Here is a 17,839-nt window from a genome sequence, read left to right as displayed (position 1 = left end):
GACCCCGTACGCTGCTTCACCGGAGGCTTGTCTTGCGAAACACACGTGTTGGCGTTGGCATCGGCCTGGTCGTCGGTGCCCTGTTCCTGCAGATTCCGGCCGCTGCCGCCGCCGATGAGTCAGGTCTCGACATCCGCTCGGGGAACGGTTCCCCCGGTTCCACCGTCACCGTCAGCACCGAGGCCTGCGGCGCGGACGTCACGTACGGGAAGGGCGAGTCGGAGGTGGCGGGGTCCTTCCACCTCTTCGAGGGCGAGAGCAAGGGTGTGCTCACCGGCCGGTTCACGGTGCCGGAAGGGGCCTCGCCCGGCACCGACACCGTCACCGTCAAGTGCCCGCCGCGGACCCGGGTCACGGACACCTACGAGCTCACCGCCGCCCGGCCCGACGGCGCCGTCGAGGCGGGCTTCGGAGACAGCAAGGACACCACTCCGCAGCTCGCCCTCGGCGGCGCTCTGATCGCCGCGGCTGCCGCCGGGTGGATGGTGAGACTGCGTCAGCGCGCGCAGCGAGACCGCACCTGACCACCCACGTCCGCCGCGCCGGCCCCCGGCGCCCACCTCGCGCCGGGGGCCGAAAGGCACGCATCCCACGCCACTGCAAGCACGAGGCACGATCGCGATGGCACCCGGGCCCGACAGCAGCTCCTCCCCGCCCCCCTTCACCCCGTCGGTCAAACTGCTGACCTGGACGCTGGTGGCCGGCGCCGTGCTGGTGACCGGCGCGATGAACGGCGTGGAGCCACCGCAGCCCTCGGTGGGCCAGGCCTTCTCCGCCACGGCGGTCCCCACGCCCGGCCGCACTGCGCCGGAAGCACACTCGGCCGTCGAGCCGCTGCCGCCCGCGGAGCCGCTCCGGCTCCGGATTCCCGCCATCGGCGTGCACGCCCCGCTGACGGCGCTGGGCCTCGACGCATCGGGGGCGCTACGGCCCCCGCCCGCCGACGACCCCAACCTCGCCGGCTGGTACGCCGAGGGCACGGCGCCCGGCTCCGTCGGGACGGCCATCACCGCCGGACACGTGGACCTGCGCACCGGCGCCCCCGGCGTCTTCTACGGCCTCGGCGCCCTGGCCAGGGGCAACACGATCGAGATCGACAGGGTGGACCGGCGCACGGCCGTGTTCACCGTCGACGCCGTCGAGGTCTACGACAAGGATCACTTCCCGAGCGAGAAGGTGTACGGCAGCTCCGACCAGCCCGAACTGCGAGTGATCACCTGCGGCGGCGGTTACGCCGAGTCCACCGGGTACCAGGGCAACGTCGTGGTCTACGCCACACTTACCGCCGTGAGATAGGGACGCTCACCGCCCTGCCCGGTGGAGGGGCGCCGGCGAGCGCACCCTCTCCGATGGCCGGTATTCCGGGCCGAGGCCGACCGGCATGCCTCGGTTCGCGCGACGGCGACAGGCGCACGGCACTCAGTGACGTGGAACATACGTGTTTTCGGACATACGCGTTTGCCGACCGATTGTGGATAGTTTTATGGGCTTGTCCCGCACTCGGTGCCGCATCACCGGGTGCACTGTCCTGTCGATCGTCCCGGAGATCCATGCGCCCCCGAATACCTTCCGTTCCGCCCCTCGCCCTGGCGGGCGGTGCGCTGACCGTCGGCATAGGTGGTGTCTATCTCGCCGGGCTGCTGCTCACGGGCGGTGAGATCCACGCGGGTACGATCGTGCGGGGTGTGGACATCGGGGGGCTGAGCCGTGCGGAGGCCACCCGCGAGCTGGAGCAGCACCTGGGCGCGGCCGCCGCGCGGCCGCTGGCGGTGAAGGTGGGCGACCGCACGGGAACGGTCGATCCGCGGCAGGCCGGTCTCGGCTTCGACGTCCGGCGGACCGTCGACCGGGCGGCGGTCACCGGGGCCGATCCGTTCAGCGTGATCGGCGGGTTCTTCCGCACGGGCGGGGACATCGAGCCGACGGTACGCGTCGACCGGGAGCAGGCCCGTGCCGCTCTCGGGAAGGCCGCGACGGCGCTCGGCCAGACCGTCCGTGAGGGAGCCGTCACCTTCGAAGGCGGGCGCGTCGAGGACGTCGCCCCGCGCAGCGGGTACGCGCTGGACGTGGACGCGGCGGTCGACACCCTGCGTGCCGCCTTCCTGCGCGGCGAAGCCAGGTCGGTCACGCCCCTGCCCGCGCGCGAGACCAAGCCGAAGGTCACCGCGGAAGAGGTGCGGCGGTCGGTGCGCGAGTTCGCGCGGCCCGCCATGTCGGCGCCCGTCACGCTGACCGTGGCCGGCAAGCGGATCACGATAGACCAGGCCACCCTGGGCGAACACCTGACGCTGCGGCCGGACAAGGCGGGACGGCTGATACCGGAACTGGACGTCAAGGGCTTGCGCGCCGCGCCCGCGGTGGCGCGCCCCCTGGCCGGCATACCCGCCAGGCCCGAGAACGCCAGGCTGCGGCTCAACGGCGACAAGGTCGTGGTGGCCGCTGACGGCAGGGTCGGCACGGAGGTCACCGACAAGGCACTGGGCAAGGCCGTGCTGCCCCTGCTCACCCGGTCCGGCGCCGCCCGTACCGGCGAGGTGGCCGCGCGCCGGATCCAGCCGGAGGTGACCCGCGACAACGCCGCGCGGCTCGGGCTGACGGAGAAGATGTCCTCCTTCACGGTCAACTTCGAACCGGCGCCGTACCGCACGAAGAACATCGGCCGGGCCGTCGAACTCATCAACGGCTCCGTCGTCATGCCGAACGAGACCTGGAGCTTCAACCGGACCGTCGGCGCGCGCACCGAGGCCAACGGCTTCGTGGACGGCGTCATGATCTACGACGACCAGTTCACGAAGGCGCCCGGCGGCGGTGTCTCCGCCGTGGCCACCACGGTCTTCAACGCGATGTTCTTCGCCGGAGTCCGCCCCGTGGAGCACGGCGCCCACTCCTTCTACATCGAGCGCTACCCGGAAGGCCGTGAGGCGACGGTCGCCTGGGGCAGCCTCGACCTCAGGTTCACCAACGACTCCGGCAAGGCCCTCTACATTCAGGCCGAGTCCACGGACACCTCGCTGACCGTCAGCTTCCTCGGCACCCGGAAGTACGACGAGGTCGAGTCGGTCACCGGACCGCGCACCCACGTGGTGCAACCCGCGCACAAGGTGAACACTGACAAGGAGTGCGTGCCGCAGACCCCGCTGGAGGGCTTCGACGTCACCGTGGAGCGCGTCTTCCTCGACGACGGCAGGGAAGTGAGGCGGGAACCGTTCCGCACGCACTACACCCCGCGCGACGAGATCACCTGCCGACGCCCCTGATCACGCCTGGGCACGGTGGTCGGGCGGAAGGAGAACCCGACATGACCGAACTCAACACCGCCGAGTCCGTGCGGACCACCCCCGAAGGCCTCCTGTGGGAGCCGAGCCCGCGCTGGGTCCGCGGCCGCACGGGCGACGTCACCGTCGTCGACAGCCGTCACCCTGTGCTGGTGTGGGAGCCGGGAGTGCCCGTGCCGTTGTACGCCTTCCCGCGCGAGGAGGTGCGCGAGGACCTGCTCCGCCCGGCGAAGAACCCGCCGGCCGGCGCACACACCGGCTCCCAGGTCTTCTACGACCTGGAAGTGGACGGCGAGCTGAGGGAGAACGCGGCCTGGTCGTTCCCCGCCGACGAACTGGCCGGCCACATCGCCTTCGAGTGGTTCCAGCGAACCGGCAAGGGTCTCGACCACTGGTACGAGGAAGAGGAGGAGATCTTCGTCCACCCCCGCGACCCGCACAAGCGCGTCGACGCCCTGCCCAGCAGCCGGCACGTCCGGGTGGAGATCGACGGCACGGTCGTCGCCGACACCCGTCGCCCGGTCCTCCTCTTCGAGACCGGCCTGCCCACCCGCTACTACATCCCCCGCGAGGACGTCCGCCTGGACCTGCTGGTCCCCACGGATCACCGCACCGGCTGCCCCTACAAGGGCACCGCCGAGTACTGGTCCTGGCGCGGCCGGGCGGACGTCCCGTCCGACGTGGTGTGGAGTTACCCCGACCCGCTGCCCGCCGTGGCCGCCGTCCGGGGGATGCTCGCCTTCTACAACGAGGCGGTCGACATCACCGTGGACGGCGAACGATCGGAACGTCCGGTCACCCCTTTCACAAAAGCTCTGTTCTGACGCCCGGCGCGGGCCGGGCCGTCCCCACGTCCCCTCCGAACGCCCGGTCATCCTCGGCCCACGTGTACACGTGGGTGCCGGGCAGCGCGCGTACCGGCTCCTCGGCTCCGGGAAGGTGGACCTGCGCCTCGGTACCGGGCGGGACCCGCACATGCAGCGTGTATCCGCCGTCGTGGCGCTCCCACCGGCTCTCGATGGTGCCGCGCGGCGAGTCGTGGCGGGCCGCGACCGAGGTGAGGCCGCCGCCCGGCCGGGGGCGATGACGAAGCGCCGGTGACCGGCGCTCGTCGCGTCCGGTGTCCTCGGCAGCCGTATGCCGACGGCGTACTGGTGCAGGAAGGAGATCACCGCGCCCTTGCTGTAGTGGTGGTACGACATGGTGGGGCGGCCCTGTTCGTCGACGCCGTGCCAGTCTTCCCAGATGGTCGTCGCGCCCCTGTCGATCGTGGCGAGCCAGGAGTGCGCGGTGGGCTGCCGCAGCAGGGCGCAGGCGAGGTCGAGGTGGCCGTGGTCGGCCAGGAGAGGTCGCAGTCGAACAGCTCGCGGGACAGCTGCGCAGGGCGCGGGACAACGGTTCACTGCGCGAGGACACCGACTGCCACGCGGTCGCCCTAGAGTGCATCGCCGTCAGCGACGGCCTCCAGCTGCAGTGGGTGATCTCCGGTGGGGCGACGGACCTCTCCGACGCCGTCCGCACCCACGCCGACCGGATCGCACGCACTGTGACTCCGGAGGGGGGCGGGCTGTAGCAGGGGTGCGGTCGTCGATGGGGAGCAGGTGATCCCCCGGAGATCGATACGCGCGTCCTCGCCGTCCTGGCCGTCTTCCCCGTCCTCGCCGTCCTCGCCGTCCTTGCCGCCTCGGCAGGCTGACCTTCGCGCCCCTGCGCTCCGCCGCCCGGGGGTCGCCGGCGAGGGGCCGGCACCCCCCGGGCAGCCGCGGCTGACGCGTACGCGGGTGTCGGTGCGGCGGCCGGGACGGCGCGCACATCGCCGCGGGCGGGCACGTCAGGACGTCGGCCGCGTGGTTCGGGCGCCGCCGGCCGGGGCGGACGGGTATGCGGGATGCGCCGTCAGCCGGCGTCCGCGTCACGCCCGCCGCGGAACGCGGGGCGCCGAGTGGTCACCTCCGGTTCGCCGTTCCCCTGCCAGGGCCGCGCGAGTGCGAACAGGGCGACCGCCGCCGCCGTCACGGCGACGAGCATGATCAGGGCCATCGGCAGGGAGCTGTCCTCCCCGAAGAGACCGACCAGCGGCGAGGTCAGTGCCCCGAAGAGGAACTGCAGTCCGCCCAGGAGGGCCGAGGCCGCACCCGGGGCCGACCGGCCCACCGCCTGTCCGACGCTCATCCCCGCCGGAAAGACCAGGCCGATGCCCGCGGCCGTCACGAACAGACTGATCCAGGTGCCGGCAAGGGTCTCCCCGACCGTCACCACCAGCACCACCTGGGCCAGCGCGCCCAGCAGGCAGACCCCGACACCGGCCGTGAGAAGCGTGTTGAGCCTCCGCCTTCCGGCCAGGCGGGAGAAGACGGCTCCGGCGAGCAGCATGCCGACCGCGTTGGTGGCGAAGATGAGGGAGTACATCGTCGCCGACACCCCGTGGAGGCTCTCGAAGACGAAACTGGAGCCGCTGATGTAGGCGAACAGCGCCGCCGACACGAGGGCGACGACCAGGACGTATCCCATGAAGGCGCGGCGGCCCAGCAGCGAGCCCATGGCGCGGAAGGTGCTCGTGAAACCGCCGCCGTGGCGACGCTCCGGCGGCAGGGACTCCGGCACGGCGCGTACCACGGCGAACACCAGCAGTCCGCCCAGCACGGCCAGTACGGCGAACACCGCGCGCCAGCCGGAGACGCTGAGGACGACCCCGCCGAGGACCGGCGCGGCGATCGGGGCCACGCCCGTCACCTGGGAGAGCACGGCGAAGTAGCGAGGCAGGTCGGCGCCGTGGAAGCGGTCGGTGAGGACGGCGCGGGCCAGCACCATGCCGGCCGCCCCGGCCACACCCTGCAGGAAGCGCGCGCCGGTGAGCACGGCGACGTTCGGCGCGACGGCGCAGGCGAGGGAGAAGAGAACGAATCCGGCCGAGCCGGTCAGGAGCAGTCGGCGCCGCCCGAGGCCGTCGCTCAACGGCCCGATCACCAGCTGGCCGACGACCAGGCCGGCCAGGAAGGCGGTCATGGTCAGCTGCACCGCCGACGTGCTCGTCCCGAGCGCCTCTCCCATGGCGGGGAAGCCCGGGACGTACATGTCGGTCGCGAGCGGAGCGACCGCGGTCAGGGCTCCCAGAACGGCGACCAGGGCGACGGCGGTGCGCCGGGGAGGAGAGACACGGGCGGTCGGCGGGGCCTCACCGGTGCGAAGCGGGGCCGCGGGGCAGGAGGGGGACGGCGATATCATGACCATAACGGTAACCGATAGTTCACCGGTTTACAGTTAGTAGGATGGCCGTATGCCCTCCTCCCCCGCCGACGTCCGCGCCCAGTGGACCCGGAGCAACCCCGGCCTGGACACCTCCCCGATGGAGCTGGTCGCCCTCCTCAAGCGCGCCACGGGCCTGCTCGACCGCGCCGTCGAACCGCTCTACGAGGGTGCTCCGCTCACCGCACCCGAGGTAGACATGCTCATTCCGCTCCGCCACGCCACCGATCCGGTCATCGCCCGTCGCCTCGCCGCGAACCTGGGCCTGTCCCGGGCAGGCGTCAGCAAGACGCTCGCCAAGCTGGAGAAGCGCGGCTTCATCGCCCGCACCCCGAACCCCGCCGACCGCCGCGCCGCCCTGATCACCATCACGGAGGCCGGCGCCCGGGCCGTCGACGACCTCTTCCCCCGTCAACTGGCCGCGGAGGTGGCCCTGCTGGCCGGGCTCGGGGACGACCGGGAGTGGGTCCTCAAGGCGCTGGCGCGCCTGGTCGAGTCGATGGAGGGCGGACAGTACCGCGACTGACGCCTCCGCCGGAGCCCGACGGGGTGTGGGGGTGAGCACCCGGCTGGCCGTTCGGCTGTCGGTGCGCGCCCGGCACTGAGTGGCTCGCGCGGTACGCCTCCTCCCCCGCTGTCGCTCTCCGCGCCCTCCGCGCTCGTACGAGGTTCGAGCGGCGGGCGTCCGGCGCACAGCCGCCGGCGGCGCCCCCCGGGTGCGCCGACGTGGAGGCGTCGCGTGATCGGTGGTCGGCCCCGCCTCGTCGCCGCTCCCGGCCCGGCGACAACCGATCAGTTTTGAAGAAGCCGCCGTCGTGGCGGATCCCTAGCATGAGATGCGTCCGATCAAGCCTCGGGAAGGGGACCTGCCATGAAGACCACTCAGACGTCCGCCAAGAACACCGGCGCGGCCGAGGAGAAGCACGACGGATTCACGGACGAGGAACGCGGTGCGATGAAGGAGCGCGCGAAGGAGCTGAAGGCCGCGCGCCGCCCGCGCGCAGCCAAGGCCGACGCCGAGAGCGACGTGCTCGCGAAGATCGCCGAGATGCCGGAAGCGGACCGGGTCCTCGCCGAGCGGCTCCACGACATCGTCAAGTCCAGCGCGCCGGACCTCTCGCCGAAGCTCTGGTACGGGATGCCCGCGTATGCCAGGAACGGCAAGGTCGTGTGCTTCTTCCAGAGCGCGCAGAAGTTCAAGACGCGGTACGCCACGCTGGGCTTCAGCGACCAGGCGGCCCTCGACGAGGGCACCATGTGGCCGACCACCTACGCCCTGACGAAGCTGACCGCCGAGGACGAGGCGCGCATCGCTGCGCTCATCAAGAAGGCGGTGGGCTGAGGCCTCCGCGCACCGGCACGGTGCTCGCCGGCCTGACCCGCGGCCGGGCACGACGGACGACCGGCCGGCGACCGGCGTGCCTCTCCCGTGGCGGGGCGCAGCGAACCGGGAACGCGTCGGTCCCGGACGGGCAGCGGGCCTCCCTCGACCGGCGTCGTCCCGGATCACCGTGTCCATGGCTGACGGTCGTCAACGCAGCACCAGCAGGACCGCCAGCGCGATGAGCAGCGAATCGATGCGGTCCAGCAGGCCGCCGGAGCCCGCCAGCCAGCGGCCGGAGTCCTTGGCCCCGGCGCCTCTCTTGATCATGGATTCGAGAAGGTCGCCGACCGGTCCGCCCACCGCCACGGCCATCGCCATCGGCCAGCTCGGTGCCGACAGCACGGCGAGCACGCCGAGGCCGGCCGCGGCCCCGGCCACGGTTCCGCTCCACCGTTTGGCCGGCGACAGGGGTGACAGCCGCGGCCCGCCCAGGCCCTGACCGGCGAAGTACGCCACGATGTCGGCGACCGAGACCGCCACGAACACCACCAGCGCGCTCGCCCCGAGCGGCACCAACGCGGCCAGAACGCTCAGCCAGGCCAGCCCGAGCAGGCCTGCGCCGAGCCGGCGCAGTCCGTGTTCGGCGTCGCCGGACAGCAGCGGCACGGCAGCCACCGCGAGCGCTCCGACGGCAACCACCCGGAGCACCTCTCCGGGCGCCAGCCAGGCGGCCAGCACCACGCCCACCACGGCCGCGGCCAGCACCCCCCGGTCCGCCCACGGCAACTGCATCAGGCCGCCGAACTCCAGCACCGCCACCACTCCGACCGTGACGGCGAGGGCCGCGGCGCCCGGGCGGCCCCACCAGAACGCACCGGTGACCAGCGGCACCCCGACCGCCCAGGCGCACCACCGCATCAGCAGCTCGCGGCGGCGGGACGCCGCCGCCGCGATGCCGCCGAGCAGCAGCGCCCCACCGAGACAGGGCGCCAAGGAGGCGACGGTCGTCATCGGGCGCATCCGGCGGCGGGAACGCCCCCGTGCGCCGGAGCGGGCGGGGCCGCACCCGGACGCAGCACGTCCAGGGCGGCCCGGCACGCCGCCACGATCCGCGCGTTCTCGGCGGTGTCCTTGACCGCGATGCGCACGGTGCGTCCCTGGTACTGCGACGACAGCGGCGACAGGTCGCGCAGGTACACGTCCTGGCGGCGGCACTCCTGGACCAGTTGTGCGGCGCTCGGCCCGCCGGACGGCAGGGTCACCGTGAGGAAGTTGGCCACGGCCTCCTCGACCACCAGGGTCTCGTCCAGCGCGGCCAGATCCGCGGCCAGCCGCCGTCGCAGCGCGTGCGTGCGCTGCCAGTGGTCGCTGTAGTACGCCGGGTCGCGCAGGGCCGCCACCGCGGCCAACTGCGCCGGGAGGCTGACCGGCCACGGCGGTGTCCGTCGGCGTAGCTGCGCCGCGGTGGCCGGCTCGGCCACCAGGTACGCGGCCCGCATGCCGGACAGCGCGTACATCTTGGACAGCGAGGCGCAGACCACGACCCGCGGGTCCGTCGCGGCGAGACCGGCGAGCGACTCGTGCAGTCCCGCATAGCCCAGGTACGCCTCGTCGATCCACCAGCGGGTGCGGGCCGGCGCGGCGGTGATCACCGAGCGCAGTTCCGCGGCCGGCGCGTGGCGTCCGGTCGGGTTGTTCGGGTTGACCACCACCACGAGGTCGTACCGACCGGAGCTGACGGCGGCGGACAGCCGGGCCGGGTCGATGCGCCAGCCGTCCTCGCGGCGCAGCCGGAACCGGTCCACCCGGCAACCGATCACCCTCTCCGTGACGTGGTTGTACTCGCCGTAGACCGGGTCGGTCACGAGCACTGTGCTGTCCGGGGTCAGCCAGTGGCCGAACGCCCTGAAGATCAGGTCGGACGAACCGGCGCCTGCCGCGAGCGTCTCCGCCGGCAGCCCCCGCGCCGTGGCGACCTCCGCCAGCAGGCCCTCGGCTCCGGACGGCGGCGAGGTCCGGGCGGTCCAGCCCGGATCCTCCGCGAGCACCGCCCGCACTCCGGGGGCCGGCGGGAACCAGGCGTCCAGCACGTCGGCGGCGACCACCTGGTGGCGCCGGTGGAGGTTCCGGAAGTCCGTGCCGATGGCGGTGAACGAGGCGCCGCCGTGCTCGCAGCCGTCCGGCCGGGGTGCGAACGCGGCGTCCAGCCGCCAGTCCACCGCGGATTCCAGTCGCTCCAGCGTGGCGCGGTGACGGCCCGTCGTGAGCTTCGTCAGCTCACTCACGCTGCCGGTCAGCACCTCGAACGTCACCGCGCCGCTGCGGACGGTACGGCCGACCGGGCGCAGGCCGACGGCCAGGTACATGGTGAGCAGCTCGGTGCGCCCCATCGCGACCACCCGGCGACCGCCCCGGGCGGCGATCCAGCGCAGCGCCGCGTACATCAGCAGCGGTGCCGCCGCGGTGGTCCGCCAGCGCGGTTCCACGGTGAGGATGCGCACTTCGAACAGATCGTTCTCGGCGAGCAGCGGCAGCTCGTCGCGTGTCAGGTACTTGTCCAGTGCGTACCGCCCCGACCAGGGCGGGGTCAGGCTGACGAAGCCCACGCGGTCCGCTCCCCGCGCGGCGACCAGGTAGACGTTGTCGCCGTCCAGTCCGTCGCGCAACCGCCCGGAGGGATCCGGCGGGTGCTGGCCCAGCTCCTGTGCGTACACCCGGTGGCGCAAGGCGTGGATCCACTCGAAGTCCTCCGGAGTAGCGGCACGCAGTTGCAGTTGACGGCTCATCAGCACCTCTCTCGACGCGGTCGCACCCCATCGTGGGGAACGCGGACCGGCCGCGTGAGAGCCTGGCGACGCAGTCGACGTGAGTACGCGTACTCAGGCGCGGAAGTACGCGGTCGCCTCCGAGGTCCGTCCACGGAGGCGGGTGGCGGTGGGCATCAGCGGCGGTCTCGGCCTGCGGGTCGTCGTCGTTCGGTCCTTTCCCCCCGTCGTCGCTTTCCCCCGTCGTCGCCTTCCTCCGTCGTCGCCTTCCTCCGTCGTCGCTCTCCCCCGTCGTCGCCTTCCCCCGTCGCGCCGGACCCGGAGGGCGGGATGGCGGCTCAGCCGGGCAGCCCCGCCCTCATCCGGCGGTCCCTGGGGGCGTGCGTGCGTTCCAGGCGGGCGTCCAGCAGGCGCCGCGCGGCGTCGCACCGCCCGTCCGCCGTCAGGGCGTACAGCAGGGTCTCCTCGACGACCTCCCGCTGGGCCGCGCTGCCGCCCACCCGGCGCAGCACGGGCAGGAGGGCGTCGAGGCCGCGGGCCGCCTCGCGGAAGCGTTCCTCGACGAGCGCGGCGAACGCCTCGCACAGGGGTGCGATGACCTCGCGCTGGACCTCGTCGGCGCCGGCGGCGTGGTCGCGCAGCCGGCGCAGCGCGGCCACGTCGCCGGCCGCGGTGAGGGCGACGGCGCAGTGCAGGGCGGTGAAGGCGGTCGTGGGCCGTTCCAGGACGTCGGCTTCCACCTGTTCCAGGACGTCCGCGGCGGGCAGGTCGCCCTGCCAGCTGTCGCTGAGCCGGGCCCGCCACAGCAGCGACCCAGAGTCGACCAGGGCCCGTACGCCGGTCACCCGGCCGGGGGCGAGCTGGGTGAACCACCGCTTGCGTACCGCGGCCAGGTCGTCCAGGGCCAGTTCGTGCAGGGCGATGTGCCAGGAGAAGTGTGCCCGGTGCACCGCGCCCCGGCCCCGCCCGGCGACCCACCGCTCCAGCCAGTCCCGGCCCGCCCGGTGGGCGCCCGTCTCGTAGTGGACGTGGGCGAGGGCGTGTACGGCGTGACCGGATCCGGGCTCGGCGGCCAGGGCTCGGTGGGCGAGTTCGCCGGCCTCGTGCAGGCGCCCCTGCTCCTGGCGGAGGAAGGCCAGCAGGGAGGTGTGGAACCAGTGGCCGTCGTAGGCCGGTGAGGTGCGCTCGACCAGCCGCAGGGCGTAGTCGTCGTCCAGGTCGTCGACCCCGGAGAAGGCGATGGTCGGCACGGCCGCGGCGAGCGCGAGCGCGTCGGCGGGGTGGACGTCGAGGTGCCGTACGAGGGCGCTGTCGCCGTTCTCGCCGCGGACGCGGCGGGTGACGACGTCGACGAAGGAGCGCTCGCGCTCGTCGGCCCGTTCCCGGGCGCAGCGCTGTGCCTCCGCCAGAGCGCGTGGTACGTCGACCGCGGCACCGCACTCGTGGCCGAGCAGCGCGAGGGCCGCGTGCCCGAGGGCGAAGCCGGGGTCGAGGGCGATCGCGCGGGCGAGGGCGTCCTCGGCCCCCGAGCGGACCTTCAGAATCCGGTCGAGGCCGGTGCGGTAGGCGGCGGCCGCCTCGGCGTGGGTGGACAGGGCGAGGCCGTGTCCGTCGAGCGGGCGGCGCGTGGTGCGGGGCCCGGGGGCGAGCGGCGCGAGCAACTCCTGGGCGAGGGCGGCCGCCTGGACCCGGATCTCGGGGATCGCGGTGGTCTCCCACAGTTCGCCGCGGCGCGGAGCGCCCAGCGTGTACAGCGGGAGGCCGGTGCGCCCCTCGGCGTCGAGCAGACGTCCGTCGAGGGTGGCGACGCCCATGCCGAGCGGGCCGGGCACCGCCGCGCCGACCGTGAACAGCGAACGCCACAGGGAGTCGTCGGGCCGCCGTCCCGGACCCGTGCAGTCGATGACCCAGCCCACGGGGAGCTCCTGCTCGTCGGAGAGGGCGACGAGCAGCGAGCCGTCGTCGCGGACCACGGCTCCGGTGACCGTGCCGACGTGGACGGTCAGCCGTCGTGCCGTGCGGGCGCGCACGACGGACTCGGCGGTGGCGGGCGCCATGCGGTGGCGGTGGGTGTTCCACAGCGCGCCCTCGCGGGCGAGGAACCGGGCGCGCTCCTCGGGGGTGAGGCTGCGCCACAGGTGCGCGGTGTGGGGGCGCAGACTGTCCAGGGCGGGACGCCAGTCGCCGTGCAGGCGTACGGAGCGGGCGACGTGGCGGTAGACGGTGCGGCGCAGCCGGTCGAGGGAGGTGTCGTACAGCCCTTCCGGCGGGGGCACGGGGCCGGCCGGGGTGAGGGCGTGCGGCTGGGGCAGCAGGCCGCCGCGGGACAGGGCGTGCACCGTGCGGCCGGGGCGCTCGAGGGAGAGGGCGAGGTCGACGGCGGTCAGGCCCGTGCCGACGAGGAGGACGTCGCCGTCGTCGGCCAGCGGTCCGTCCAGCGCGCCGCTCGCCCAGGGTGCGGCGATGAAGCCGGGCGCGGTGCGCAGTTCCTCTGGCGCCCAGGCGGCGTTCGGGCCGGCGGGTCCGGTCGCCAGGACCGCTCCGTCGGCGCAGAGGCCCGTCCCGTCGGCGAGTCGGAGCATCACCCGGCCGTCCGGGGCGCCGGTGCAGTGCTCGGCCCGGGTGCGCAGCCGTCGTACGGACACCACCCCGCGGGCGCGGACGATGGCCTGGGCGAGGGTGTCGGCGAGGTAGGCGCCGTAGCGGTAGCGGGTGGCGAAGTCGGCCGCGGTGACGGTGGGTTCGCCGTGCCGGCACAGCCAGCGGGTGAAGTGACCGGGATCGTCGGGGTAGCAACTCATGCCGCCCGCGGGCACGTTGAGGCGGTGCCGGGGATCACGTGTGGCATAGGCGGTGCCCCGGCCCGCCTCCGGGGCCGGGTCGATCAGGACGAGGTCGAGGGGGGTCCGACGGCGCGCGGCCGTCTCGCAGAGGTGGAGGGCGGTCAGCGTGCCGGCCGCCCCCGCTCCGACGACGGCCACGGTGTACCGCTCACCCATGGGACGCACGTGATCCTCCGGCAGTGCTCGGCGGCGGAGGCGACGGAACGCGACTCCACCTGCGGGTCATTCCACACTTTTCCGACCGGGTCGGTGGGAAAGTCGTGCCGTGACTAGGGATCCCACCGGTCGCTCGAGCATTGCTCGAGCGCCGGTCGTCCCACTCTGATGACGAACCGGCGGGCCGGACAACCGTAGTTTCACGCCTTCTGTCCACGCGCCATCGTAAGAATTCCGGGCATGAGCCCTGGGCTTCGAAGAATCGACACGGGAGGTGGGGCGGGTCACCCGGGCAAGGGGCGGGTGTCGGCCGGGCTGCCGGAGGCTGTTCCTCTCAGTCCTCGAGCAGCCGCCACGTGGTGAGGGCGAGCCTGGCCCGTATCAGTCCGGTGGGATCGGTGAGGTCGATGCCCAGGGTCGAGCCGATGTGGTCGAGCCGCCGGGACACGCTGCTGTGGTGCAGGTGGAGGAGGTCGGCGGCCCGGCGCAGGGAGCCGGTGGCGCAGTAGGCGTCCAGGGTCTCCAGGTCCGCCTGGCAGCCGGCGATGCGGGCGATCGCGGTCACGTCGGCGTTCTCCCGCGCGGCCTCCCGGGGCACCTGGGCGAGCAGTGCCAGCGCCCCCAGAGCGTCGTAGTGGACGACCGGCCGGCGCGGGGTGGTGAAGCGGAGGGCGGTGCGGGCTTCCCGCCAGGCCCGGGCGGGGTGGGCGGCCGCGCCGATGCCCGCGCGCACCCCTGCCGGGAACCGGGCGGGATCGACGGTGATGGCCAGGATGACGCCCACGTCGGCGAGCGATGCCGCCTTCACCGGGCGGGCCGGGCTGAGCAGGCCGCCGAGCTGGTCGAGCGGCAGCTCCGAGCGTACGGCGACGACGCGGAGAGGCAGGTCGGCGGCGAAACCCAGGAGCCGTAACGCCCGGGCTCTGGCCGCCTCGTCGCAGTCGGCGCTGACCACCAGTTCGACGAGGGCGGGGTCGGCCATGGTGGTGCGGGCGGGGCCGTACCGCTCGACGACGGATGCGGCGGCGATGGCGAGCCGGTCCAGGAGCACCTCGTCGAGCGGGCCGGGCGGGCCGGGGCGTTCCAGCCAGACCGTGCCGATCTCCTCCTCGTCGAGAGTGATCGGCACGGTGCTGGACGCGGGTGCCGGCGGGACGGACGTCTCCCTGCCGTCGGGCGAGAAGCGGATCACCCGCTCCGTGCCGTGGAGCCGTATCCCGGCCACGCACTCGGCCAGACCCGCCGAGGCCCGGGCGAGCGCCGGGAGGTCCACCCGCCGGCGCATCAACGTGTCGTAGAACATCACGACGCGGATCGTGCCCTCGACGTGGGAATCCAGGTGAGACAGTCGTTCGACCAGGGCCTCCATGGCACAAGGATAGGCGCCGAGTGGTGCGCCGATCGGTGCGCGATCGGGGTGGGTTGCCCGACGGACGGCGGACGACCTCCGGCGGCGGGGCGGCGAGGATGGTCGGCATGGATCCCGAACTCGAAGCGTTCGTACCGTTGTTGCCCCGCCTCGACCTCTCCGACCCGGTCACCGCGCGCAAGGGTTACGCCGATTTGGCCACCTCCCGGGCTGCGCCGGCCACCACGGACACGGAGATCGAGGACCGCACGGTGCCCGCAGATCCGGACGTACCGGTGCGGGTCTACCGACCGCGCCAGGGGCACGGCGGCGCCGTCGTCTGGATGCACGGGGGCGGATGGGTCGTCGGCGACCTGGACACCGAGCACGCCTGGGCCGCCCGGGTCGCGGCGGCCTCCGGCGCGGCCGTGGTCTCCGTGGGCTACCGCCTGGCCCCCGAACACCGGTTCCCGGCCGCCTTGGACGACGCCTACGCCGTACTGGGCTGGACGGCCGAGCACGCGGCCGAACTCGGCATCGACCCGCAGCGGATCGCGGTGGCGGGTCACAGCGCCGGCGCGAACCTCGCGGCCGCGCTGGCCCTGCGGGCGCGTGACGAGCGGGGACCGTCGATCCGCTTCCAGGTGCTCAACGAGCCCTCGCTCGACGACCGGCAGGAGACCTGGTCGGCGCGGCACTTCACCGACACACCCTGGTCGAACCGCGACCACGTCACGGCGGCGTGGCGGCACTACCTGGGTTCCGCACCCGCTACGCCCTACGCCGCCCCGGCCCGCGCCACCGACCTGTCCGGCCTGCCACCCGCCTACATCGCCACAGCGGAGTTCGACCCGAACCGCGACGAGGACATCGCCTACGCCGTGCGCCTGCTCCAGGCGGGCGTCTCGGTCGACCTGCACCAGTGGCCCGGCACGTTCCACGGGTCGCAGGCGATCCTGTCCGCCGCGGTGTCGCAGCGGCAGATCACCGAACTCGGCGCCGCGCTGCGCCGTGCCCTGGCCGAGTGAGGCAGCCGTGGCCGACCAGGCCCCACGGCCGCCTCATGCCCCAATCCGCCCGATGACAGACCACCACCGGAAGGACATCACCCCATGACCGTCACTGCGATCGACCTCTTCGCGTCCTTCCTCCACCTCCGCCAAGGCGGCGAAGTGCACGCCAAACAGCCGGTGTTCGACCACGAGGGGGACGGCTGGCAGGTGATGACCTTCCACTGCGAGACCGACGCCGACGTCCACGCCGACCACTGGGAGGTCCACCCCGAGGCGGACGAGGTCGTGTCCTGCCTCAACGGCTCGATACGCCTCTGCCTCCGCCCCGAACAGCCGGGGCAGGAGGAGGAGCAGATCGGGCTGGCGGCCGGGAACGCGGTCATCGTGCCGCGCGGGCGCTGGCACCGCATCGCACTGGACGCCCCCAGCGACATCATGTCCGTCACCCTGCCCCGCGGCAGCCGTCTGGAGAAGCGAACGGAAGCCTAGGCCGGTCTCGCCCCCTCTCCCCGTCCGGCACGGCGCGTCACCACGGAGGAGGCCCGTGCATCGCGGCGAGATCTTCCTCGTCGGCGGTGGCGACGACGCGCGCGACTCAGGTCTGCCGAACCGCTGAACAACCGCTGCGCCTAAGGCACTTCGCCCCCGGGACCGTTGGACACGGCACTGAGGGCGAAGTGCGTGACGGGATGAGGTCAGGAGGGGCAGACCTCGATGCCGGGGGCGGGGTCGGCTCCGACGTTGACGTTGCCGCCCCAGGCCCACACGAAGTAGTACGTATGCCCGGGGAGGTGGACAGTGACCCGGTACCAGACGTCCGTGGTGTAACCGCCGGCCGTGACGCGCTCACCGCGCCCGTAGCACTTCACCACTCCGGGGGCCCCCTCCGGCCCGCTGGTGTTGAGGATCCTGTACGACGTACCCGGTCCGGTCCTGATGTTGCTGTTCGGTTGCAGGATCGGGGAGGACCGGACGGTGCTGGGAGCCGGCTGGGAGGTGCTGGGGGCTGCCTGGGAGGCACCGGCCCCGCCGAACAGGGTGAAGGCGGTACCGACCGCGAGACCGGCGGCGGTGAGACGGGCACTGCGCTTGAACATGGTGGACTCCTCGTCAGGCCGGAACCGGGCTCGTCGCTCGCGGCCCGGTGGCATCCGTTTCCGCCTCCCAGACGGAACTGGCGCCTCGGCGTATGACCGTCCCGGCAGCACATGTCTCTTCACCCCGTCCTCATACGGCGCGGCGTGCGCGTACGTCCCCCCGGTGGTGCGGGCAACGCATCTGACCGACCACGAGCCCGACACGGGCACGCGTCCGAACGGTCCGAAGGGGACGACATGTTGAACACGTCAGCGAGGCGCGGCGCCCGACTGGGCGGCGCGGCGGCGGTGCTGTGCGCGCTCGCCATGACGGTGGGCGCTGCGCCCGCCCAGGCGACTGCCGAACATCGGTCCGCGGCCCCGGTGTTCACCACCTGGGCGACGGATGTGAACGTCCGCAAGGACTCGGCCCCGGGCTTCCGATGCCCCGAGTTCCCCTCGCCCGGCAACTGCCCGCAGGTGATCGGCAGGGCGCAGCCGGGCGACCAGCTCGAAGTGACGTGCCAGACGCGGGGTGAGACGGTCGGCGGCAACCCGTACTGGGTCTTCGTGGAGAACCGGACCCGGGGCTTCGACGGGTGGATGGCGAGCTACTACATCTCGCACCCGGACAACTGGCTGCCCGGCGTCCCGCAGTGCTACGGGCCGTAACACGCGGTACGACGCGGGCCGGCTCCGCCGCTCGGGCGGGGTCCAGCGGCAGTACTCCGGCATCGCGGGGCGGACGGAGAACGGCCAGGTCGGGTTTTCCCGGCCTAGGTCCCCACCCGCG

The 17,839-nt window shown here is 73.2% G+C and carries 16 protein-coding genes and 2 pseudogenes; 10 read left to right on the top strand and 8 right to left on the bottom strand.

Annotation, left to right across the window (positions count from 1 at the left end; translation table 11 throughout):
• Positions 1 to 32: 32 nt before the first annotated feature.
• The 4 genes from ACIHAR_RS27600 (at position 33) to ACIHAR_RS27585 (ending at position 4,099) form a co-directional block, all read left to right on the top strand.
• A complete protein-coding gene (locus ACIHAR_RS27600; RefSeq protein WP_400022399.1) occupies positions 33 to 524 on the top strand; it encodes a sortase in 492 nt (163 codons plus the stop codon).
• Positions 525 to 621: 97 nt separating this feature from the next.
• On the top strand, positions 622 to 1,296 hold the full coding sequence (locus ACIHAR_RS27595) for a class F sortase (RefSeq protein ID WP_400022398.1): 675 nt from the start codon (positions 622 to 624) through the stop codon (positions 1,294 to 1,296).
• 254 nt (positions 1,297 to 1,550) lie between these two features.
• Positions 1,551 to 3,257 (top strand): VanW family protein, encoded by a 1,707-nt coding sequence (locus ACIHAR_RS27590; RefSeq protein ID WP_400022397.1) that lies wholly within the window; start codon positions 1,551 to 1,553, stop codon positions 3,255 to 3,257.
• 41 nt (positions 3,258 to 3,298) lie between these two features.
• A complete protein-coding gene (locus tag ACIHAR_RS27585) occupies positions 3,299 to 4,099 on the top strand; it encodes a DUF427 domain-containing protein (protein WP_400022396.1) in 801 nt (266 codons plus the stop codon).
• Here ACIHAR_RS27585 and ACIHAR_RS27580 read toward each other — a convergent pair.
• Both ACIHAR_RS27580 and ACIHAR_RS27575 read right to left on the bottom strand, forming a co-directional pair.
• Positions 4,080 to 4,511, bottom strand: coding sequence for an alpha-L-rhamnosidase C-terminal domain-containing protein (locus tag ACIHAR_RS27580; protein ID WP_400022466.1), 432 nt, complete (start codon positions 4,509 to 4,511; stop codon positions 4,080 to 4,082). The genes ACIHAR_RS27585 and ACIHAR_RS27580 overlap by 20 nt on opposite strands.
• A pseudogene (locus tag ACIHAR_RS27575) lies at positions 4,436 to 4,618 on the bottom strand (hypothetical protein); the annotation flags it as partial. The pseudogene ACIHAR_RS27575 and the gene ACIHAR_RS27580, both read right to left, overlap by 76 nt.
• On the opposite strand from ACIHAR_RS27575, the pseudogene ACIHAR_RS27570 reads away from it, so the two are divergent.
• Positions 4,552 to 4,848 (top strand): annotated as a pseudogene (locus tag ACIHAR_RS27570) (TetR family transcriptional regulator C-terminal domain-containing protein); the annotation flags it as partial. The pseudogenes ACIHAR_RS27575 and ACIHAR_RS27570 sit on opposite strands and share 67 nt — an antisense overlap.
• A gap of 323 nt (positions 4,849 to 5,171) precedes the next feature.
• Here the strand turns inward: ACIHAR_RS27570 and ACIHAR_RS27565 are convergent.
• Positions 5,172 to 6,500 carry a multidrug effflux MFS transporter gene (locus tag ACIHAR_RS27565; RefSeq protein ID WP_400022395.1) on the bottom strand — a complete coding sequence of 443 codons (1,329 nt, stop codon included), beginning with the start codon at positions 6,498 to 6,500 and terminating at the stop codon, positions 5,172 to 5,174.
• Between the two features lie 52 nt (positions 6,501 to 6,552).
• On the opposite strand from ACIHAR_RS27565, the gene ACIHAR_RS27560 reads away from it, so the two are divergent.
• Both ACIHAR_RS27560 and ACIHAR_RS27555 read left to right on the top strand, forming a co-directional pair.
• Complete coding sequence (locus tag ACIHAR_RS27560; RefSeq protein WP_365453925.1) at positions 6,553 to 7,047, top strand: MarR family transcriptional regulator; 495 nt, start codon at positions 6,553 to 6,555, stop codon at positions 7,045 to 7,047.
• A gap of 345 nt (positions 7,048 to 7,392) precedes the next feature.
• Positions 7,393 to 7,863, top strand: a complete 471-nt coding sequence (locus tag ACIHAR_RS27555; RefSeq protein WP_400022394.1) for an iron chaperone — start codon at positions 7,393 to 7,395, stop codon at positions 7,861 to 7,863.
• Between the two features lie 189 nt (positions 7,864 to 8,052).
• Here ACIHAR_RS27555 and ACIHAR_RS27550 read toward each other — a convergent pair whose 3' ends face one another.
• From ACIHAR_RS27550 to ACIHAR_RS27535, 4 genes are all read right to left on the bottom strand, one after another.
• Positions 8,053 to 8,856 carry a phosphatidate cytidylyltransferase gene (locus ACIHAR_RS27550; RefSeq protein WP_365453931.1) on the bottom strand — a complete coding sequence of 268 codons (804 nt, stop codon included), beginning with the start codon at positions 8,854 to 8,856 and terminating at the stop codon, positions 8,053 to 8,055.
• The gene (locus tag ACIHAR_RS27545) at positions 8,853 to 10,631 is read right to left on the bottom strand and encodes a histidinol-phosphate transaminase (protein ID WP_365453934.1); all 1,779 of its coding nucleotides are present in this window, start codon (positions 10,629 to 10,631) and stop codon (positions 8,853 to 8,855) included. The genes ACIHAR_RS27550 and ACIHAR_RS27545 overlap by 4 nt, the downstream gene beginning before the upstream one ends.
• Before the next feature lie 317 nt (positions 10,632 to 10,948).
• Positions 10,949 to 13,609 carry an FAD/NAD(P)-binding protein gene (locus ACIHAR_RS27540; protein WP_400022393.1) on the bottom strand — a complete coding sequence of 887 codons (2,661 nt, stop codon included), beginning with the start codon at positions 13,607 to 13,609 and terminating at the stop codon, positions 10,949 to 10,951.
• Positions 13,610 to 13,943: 334 nt separating this feature from the next.
• Complete coding sequence (locus ACIHAR_RS27535) at positions 13,944 to 14,978, bottom strand: helix-turn-helix domain-containing protein (RefSeq protein ID WP_400022392.1); 1,035 nt, start codon at positions 14,976 to 14,978, stop codon at positions 13,944 to 13,946.
• A gap of 107 nt (positions 14,979 to 15,085) precedes the next feature.
• Between ACIHAR_RS27535 and ACIHAR_RS27530 the strand changes: the two genes are divergently transcribed.
• Positions 15,086 to 15,985 (top strand): alpha/beta hydrolase, encoded by a 900-nt coding sequence (locus ACIHAR_RS27530; RefSeq protein WP_400022391.1) that lies wholly within the window; start codon positions 15,086 to 15,088, stop codon positions 15,983 to 15,985.
• 84 nt (positions 15,986 to 16,069) lie between these two features.
• Positions 16,070 to 16,459: a cupin gene (locus ACIHAR_RS27525; RefSeq protein ID WP_400022390.1), complete on the top strand. Its 390-nt coding sequence runs from the start codon at positions 16,070 to 16,072 to the stop codon at positions 16,457 to 16,459.
• Between the two features lie 206 nt (positions 16,460 to 16,665).
• Here the strand turns inward: ACIHAR_RS27525 and ACIHAR_RS27520 are convergent, their stop codons facing one another.
• On the bottom strand, positions 16,666 to 17,067 hold the full coding sequence (locus ACIHAR_RS27520) for a hypothetical protein (protein ID WP_400022389.1): 402 nt from the start codon (positions 17,065 to 17,067) through the stop codon (positions 16,666 to 16,668).
• Between the two features lie 237 nt (positions 17,068 to 17,304).
• On the opposite strand from ACIHAR_RS27520, the gene ACIHAR_RS27515 reads away from it, so the two are divergent.
• Positions 17,305 to 17,718 carry an SH3 domain-containing protein gene (locus ACIHAR_RS27515; protein WP_400022388.1) on the top strand — a complete coding sequence of 138 codons (414 nt, stop codon included), beginning with the start codon at positions 17,305 to 17,307 and terminating at the stop codon, positions 17,716 to 17,718.
• Positions 17,719 to 17,839: the final 121 nt, after the last annotated feature.

The organism is Streptomyces sp. NPDC052016 (assembly GCF_044548445.1).
In the GTDB taxonomy this organism is placed as follows: Bacteria; Actinomycetota; Actinomycetes; order Streptomycetales; family Streptomycetaceae; genus Streptomyces.
This window is presented reverse-complemented; position numbering and strand designations above follow the sequence as displayed.

What these genes read in the sequence shown, in the direction of transcription:
- ACIHAR_RS27530 (WP_400022391.1), top strand. Translation starts at nt 15,086, where the DNA reads ATGGATCCCGAACTCGAAGCGTTCGTACCGTTGTTGCCCCGCCTCGAC.
- ACIHAR_RS27585 (WP_400022396.1), top strand. Translation starts at nt 3,299, where the DNA reads ATGACCGAACTCAACACCGCCGAGTCCGTGCGGACCACCCCCGAAGGC.
- ACIHAR_RS27550 (WP_365453931.1), bottom strand. Translation starts at nt 8,856, where the DNA reads ATGACGACCGTCGCCTCCTTGGCGCCCTGTCTCGGTGGGGCGCTGCTG.
- ACIHAR_RS27535 (WP_400022392.1), bottom strand. Translation starts at nt 14,978, where the DNA reads ATGGAGGCCCTGGTCGAACGACTGTCTCACCTGGATTCCCACGTCGAG.
- ACIHAR_RS27515 (WP_400022388.1), top strand. Translation starts at nt 17,305, where the DNA reads ATGTTGAACACGTCAGCGAGGCGCGGCGCCCGACTGGGCGGCGCGGCG.
- ACIHAR_RS27545 (WP_365453934.1), bottom strand. Translation starts at nt 10,631, where the DNA reads ATGAGCCGTCAACTGCAACTGCGTGCCGCTACTCCGGAGGACTTCGAG.
- ACIHAR_RS27565 (WP_400022395.1), bottom strand. Translation starts at nt 6,500, where the DNA reads ATGATATCGCCGTCCCCCTCCTGCCCCGCGGCCCCGCTTCGCACCGGT.
- ACIHAR_RS27560 (WP_365453925.1), top strand. Translation starts at nt 6,553, where the DNA reads ATGCCCTCCTCCCCCGCCGACGTCCGCGCCCAGTGGACCCGGAGCAAC.
- ACIHAR_RS27590 (WP_400022397.1), top strand. Translation starts at nt 1,551, where the DNA reads ATGCGCCCCCGAATACCTTCCGTTCCGCCCCTCGCCCTGGCGGGCGGT.
- ACIHAR_RS27525 (WP_400022390.1), top strand. Translation starts at nt 16,070, where the DNA reads ATGACCGTCACTGCGATCGACCTCTTCGCGTCCTTCCTCCACCTCCGC.
- ACIHAR_RS27595 (WP_400022398.1), top strand. Translation starts at nt 622, where the DNA reads ATGGCACCCGGGCCCGACAGCAGCTCCTCCCCGCCCCCCTTCACCCCG.
- ACIHAR_RS27555 (WP_400022394.1), top strand. Translation starts at nt 7,393, where the DNA reads ATGAAGACCACTCAGACGTCCGCCAAGAACACCGGCGCGGCCGAGGAG.
- ACIHAR_RS27520 (WP_400022389.1), bottom strand. Translation starts at nt 17,067, where the DNA reads ATGTTCAAGCGCAGTGCCCGTCTCACCGCCGCCGGTCTCGCGGTCGGT.
- ACIHAR_RS27540 (WP_400022393.1), bottom strand. Translation starts at nt 13,609, where the DNA reads ATGGGTGAGCGGTACACCGTGGCCGTCGTCGGAGCGGGGGCGGCCGGC.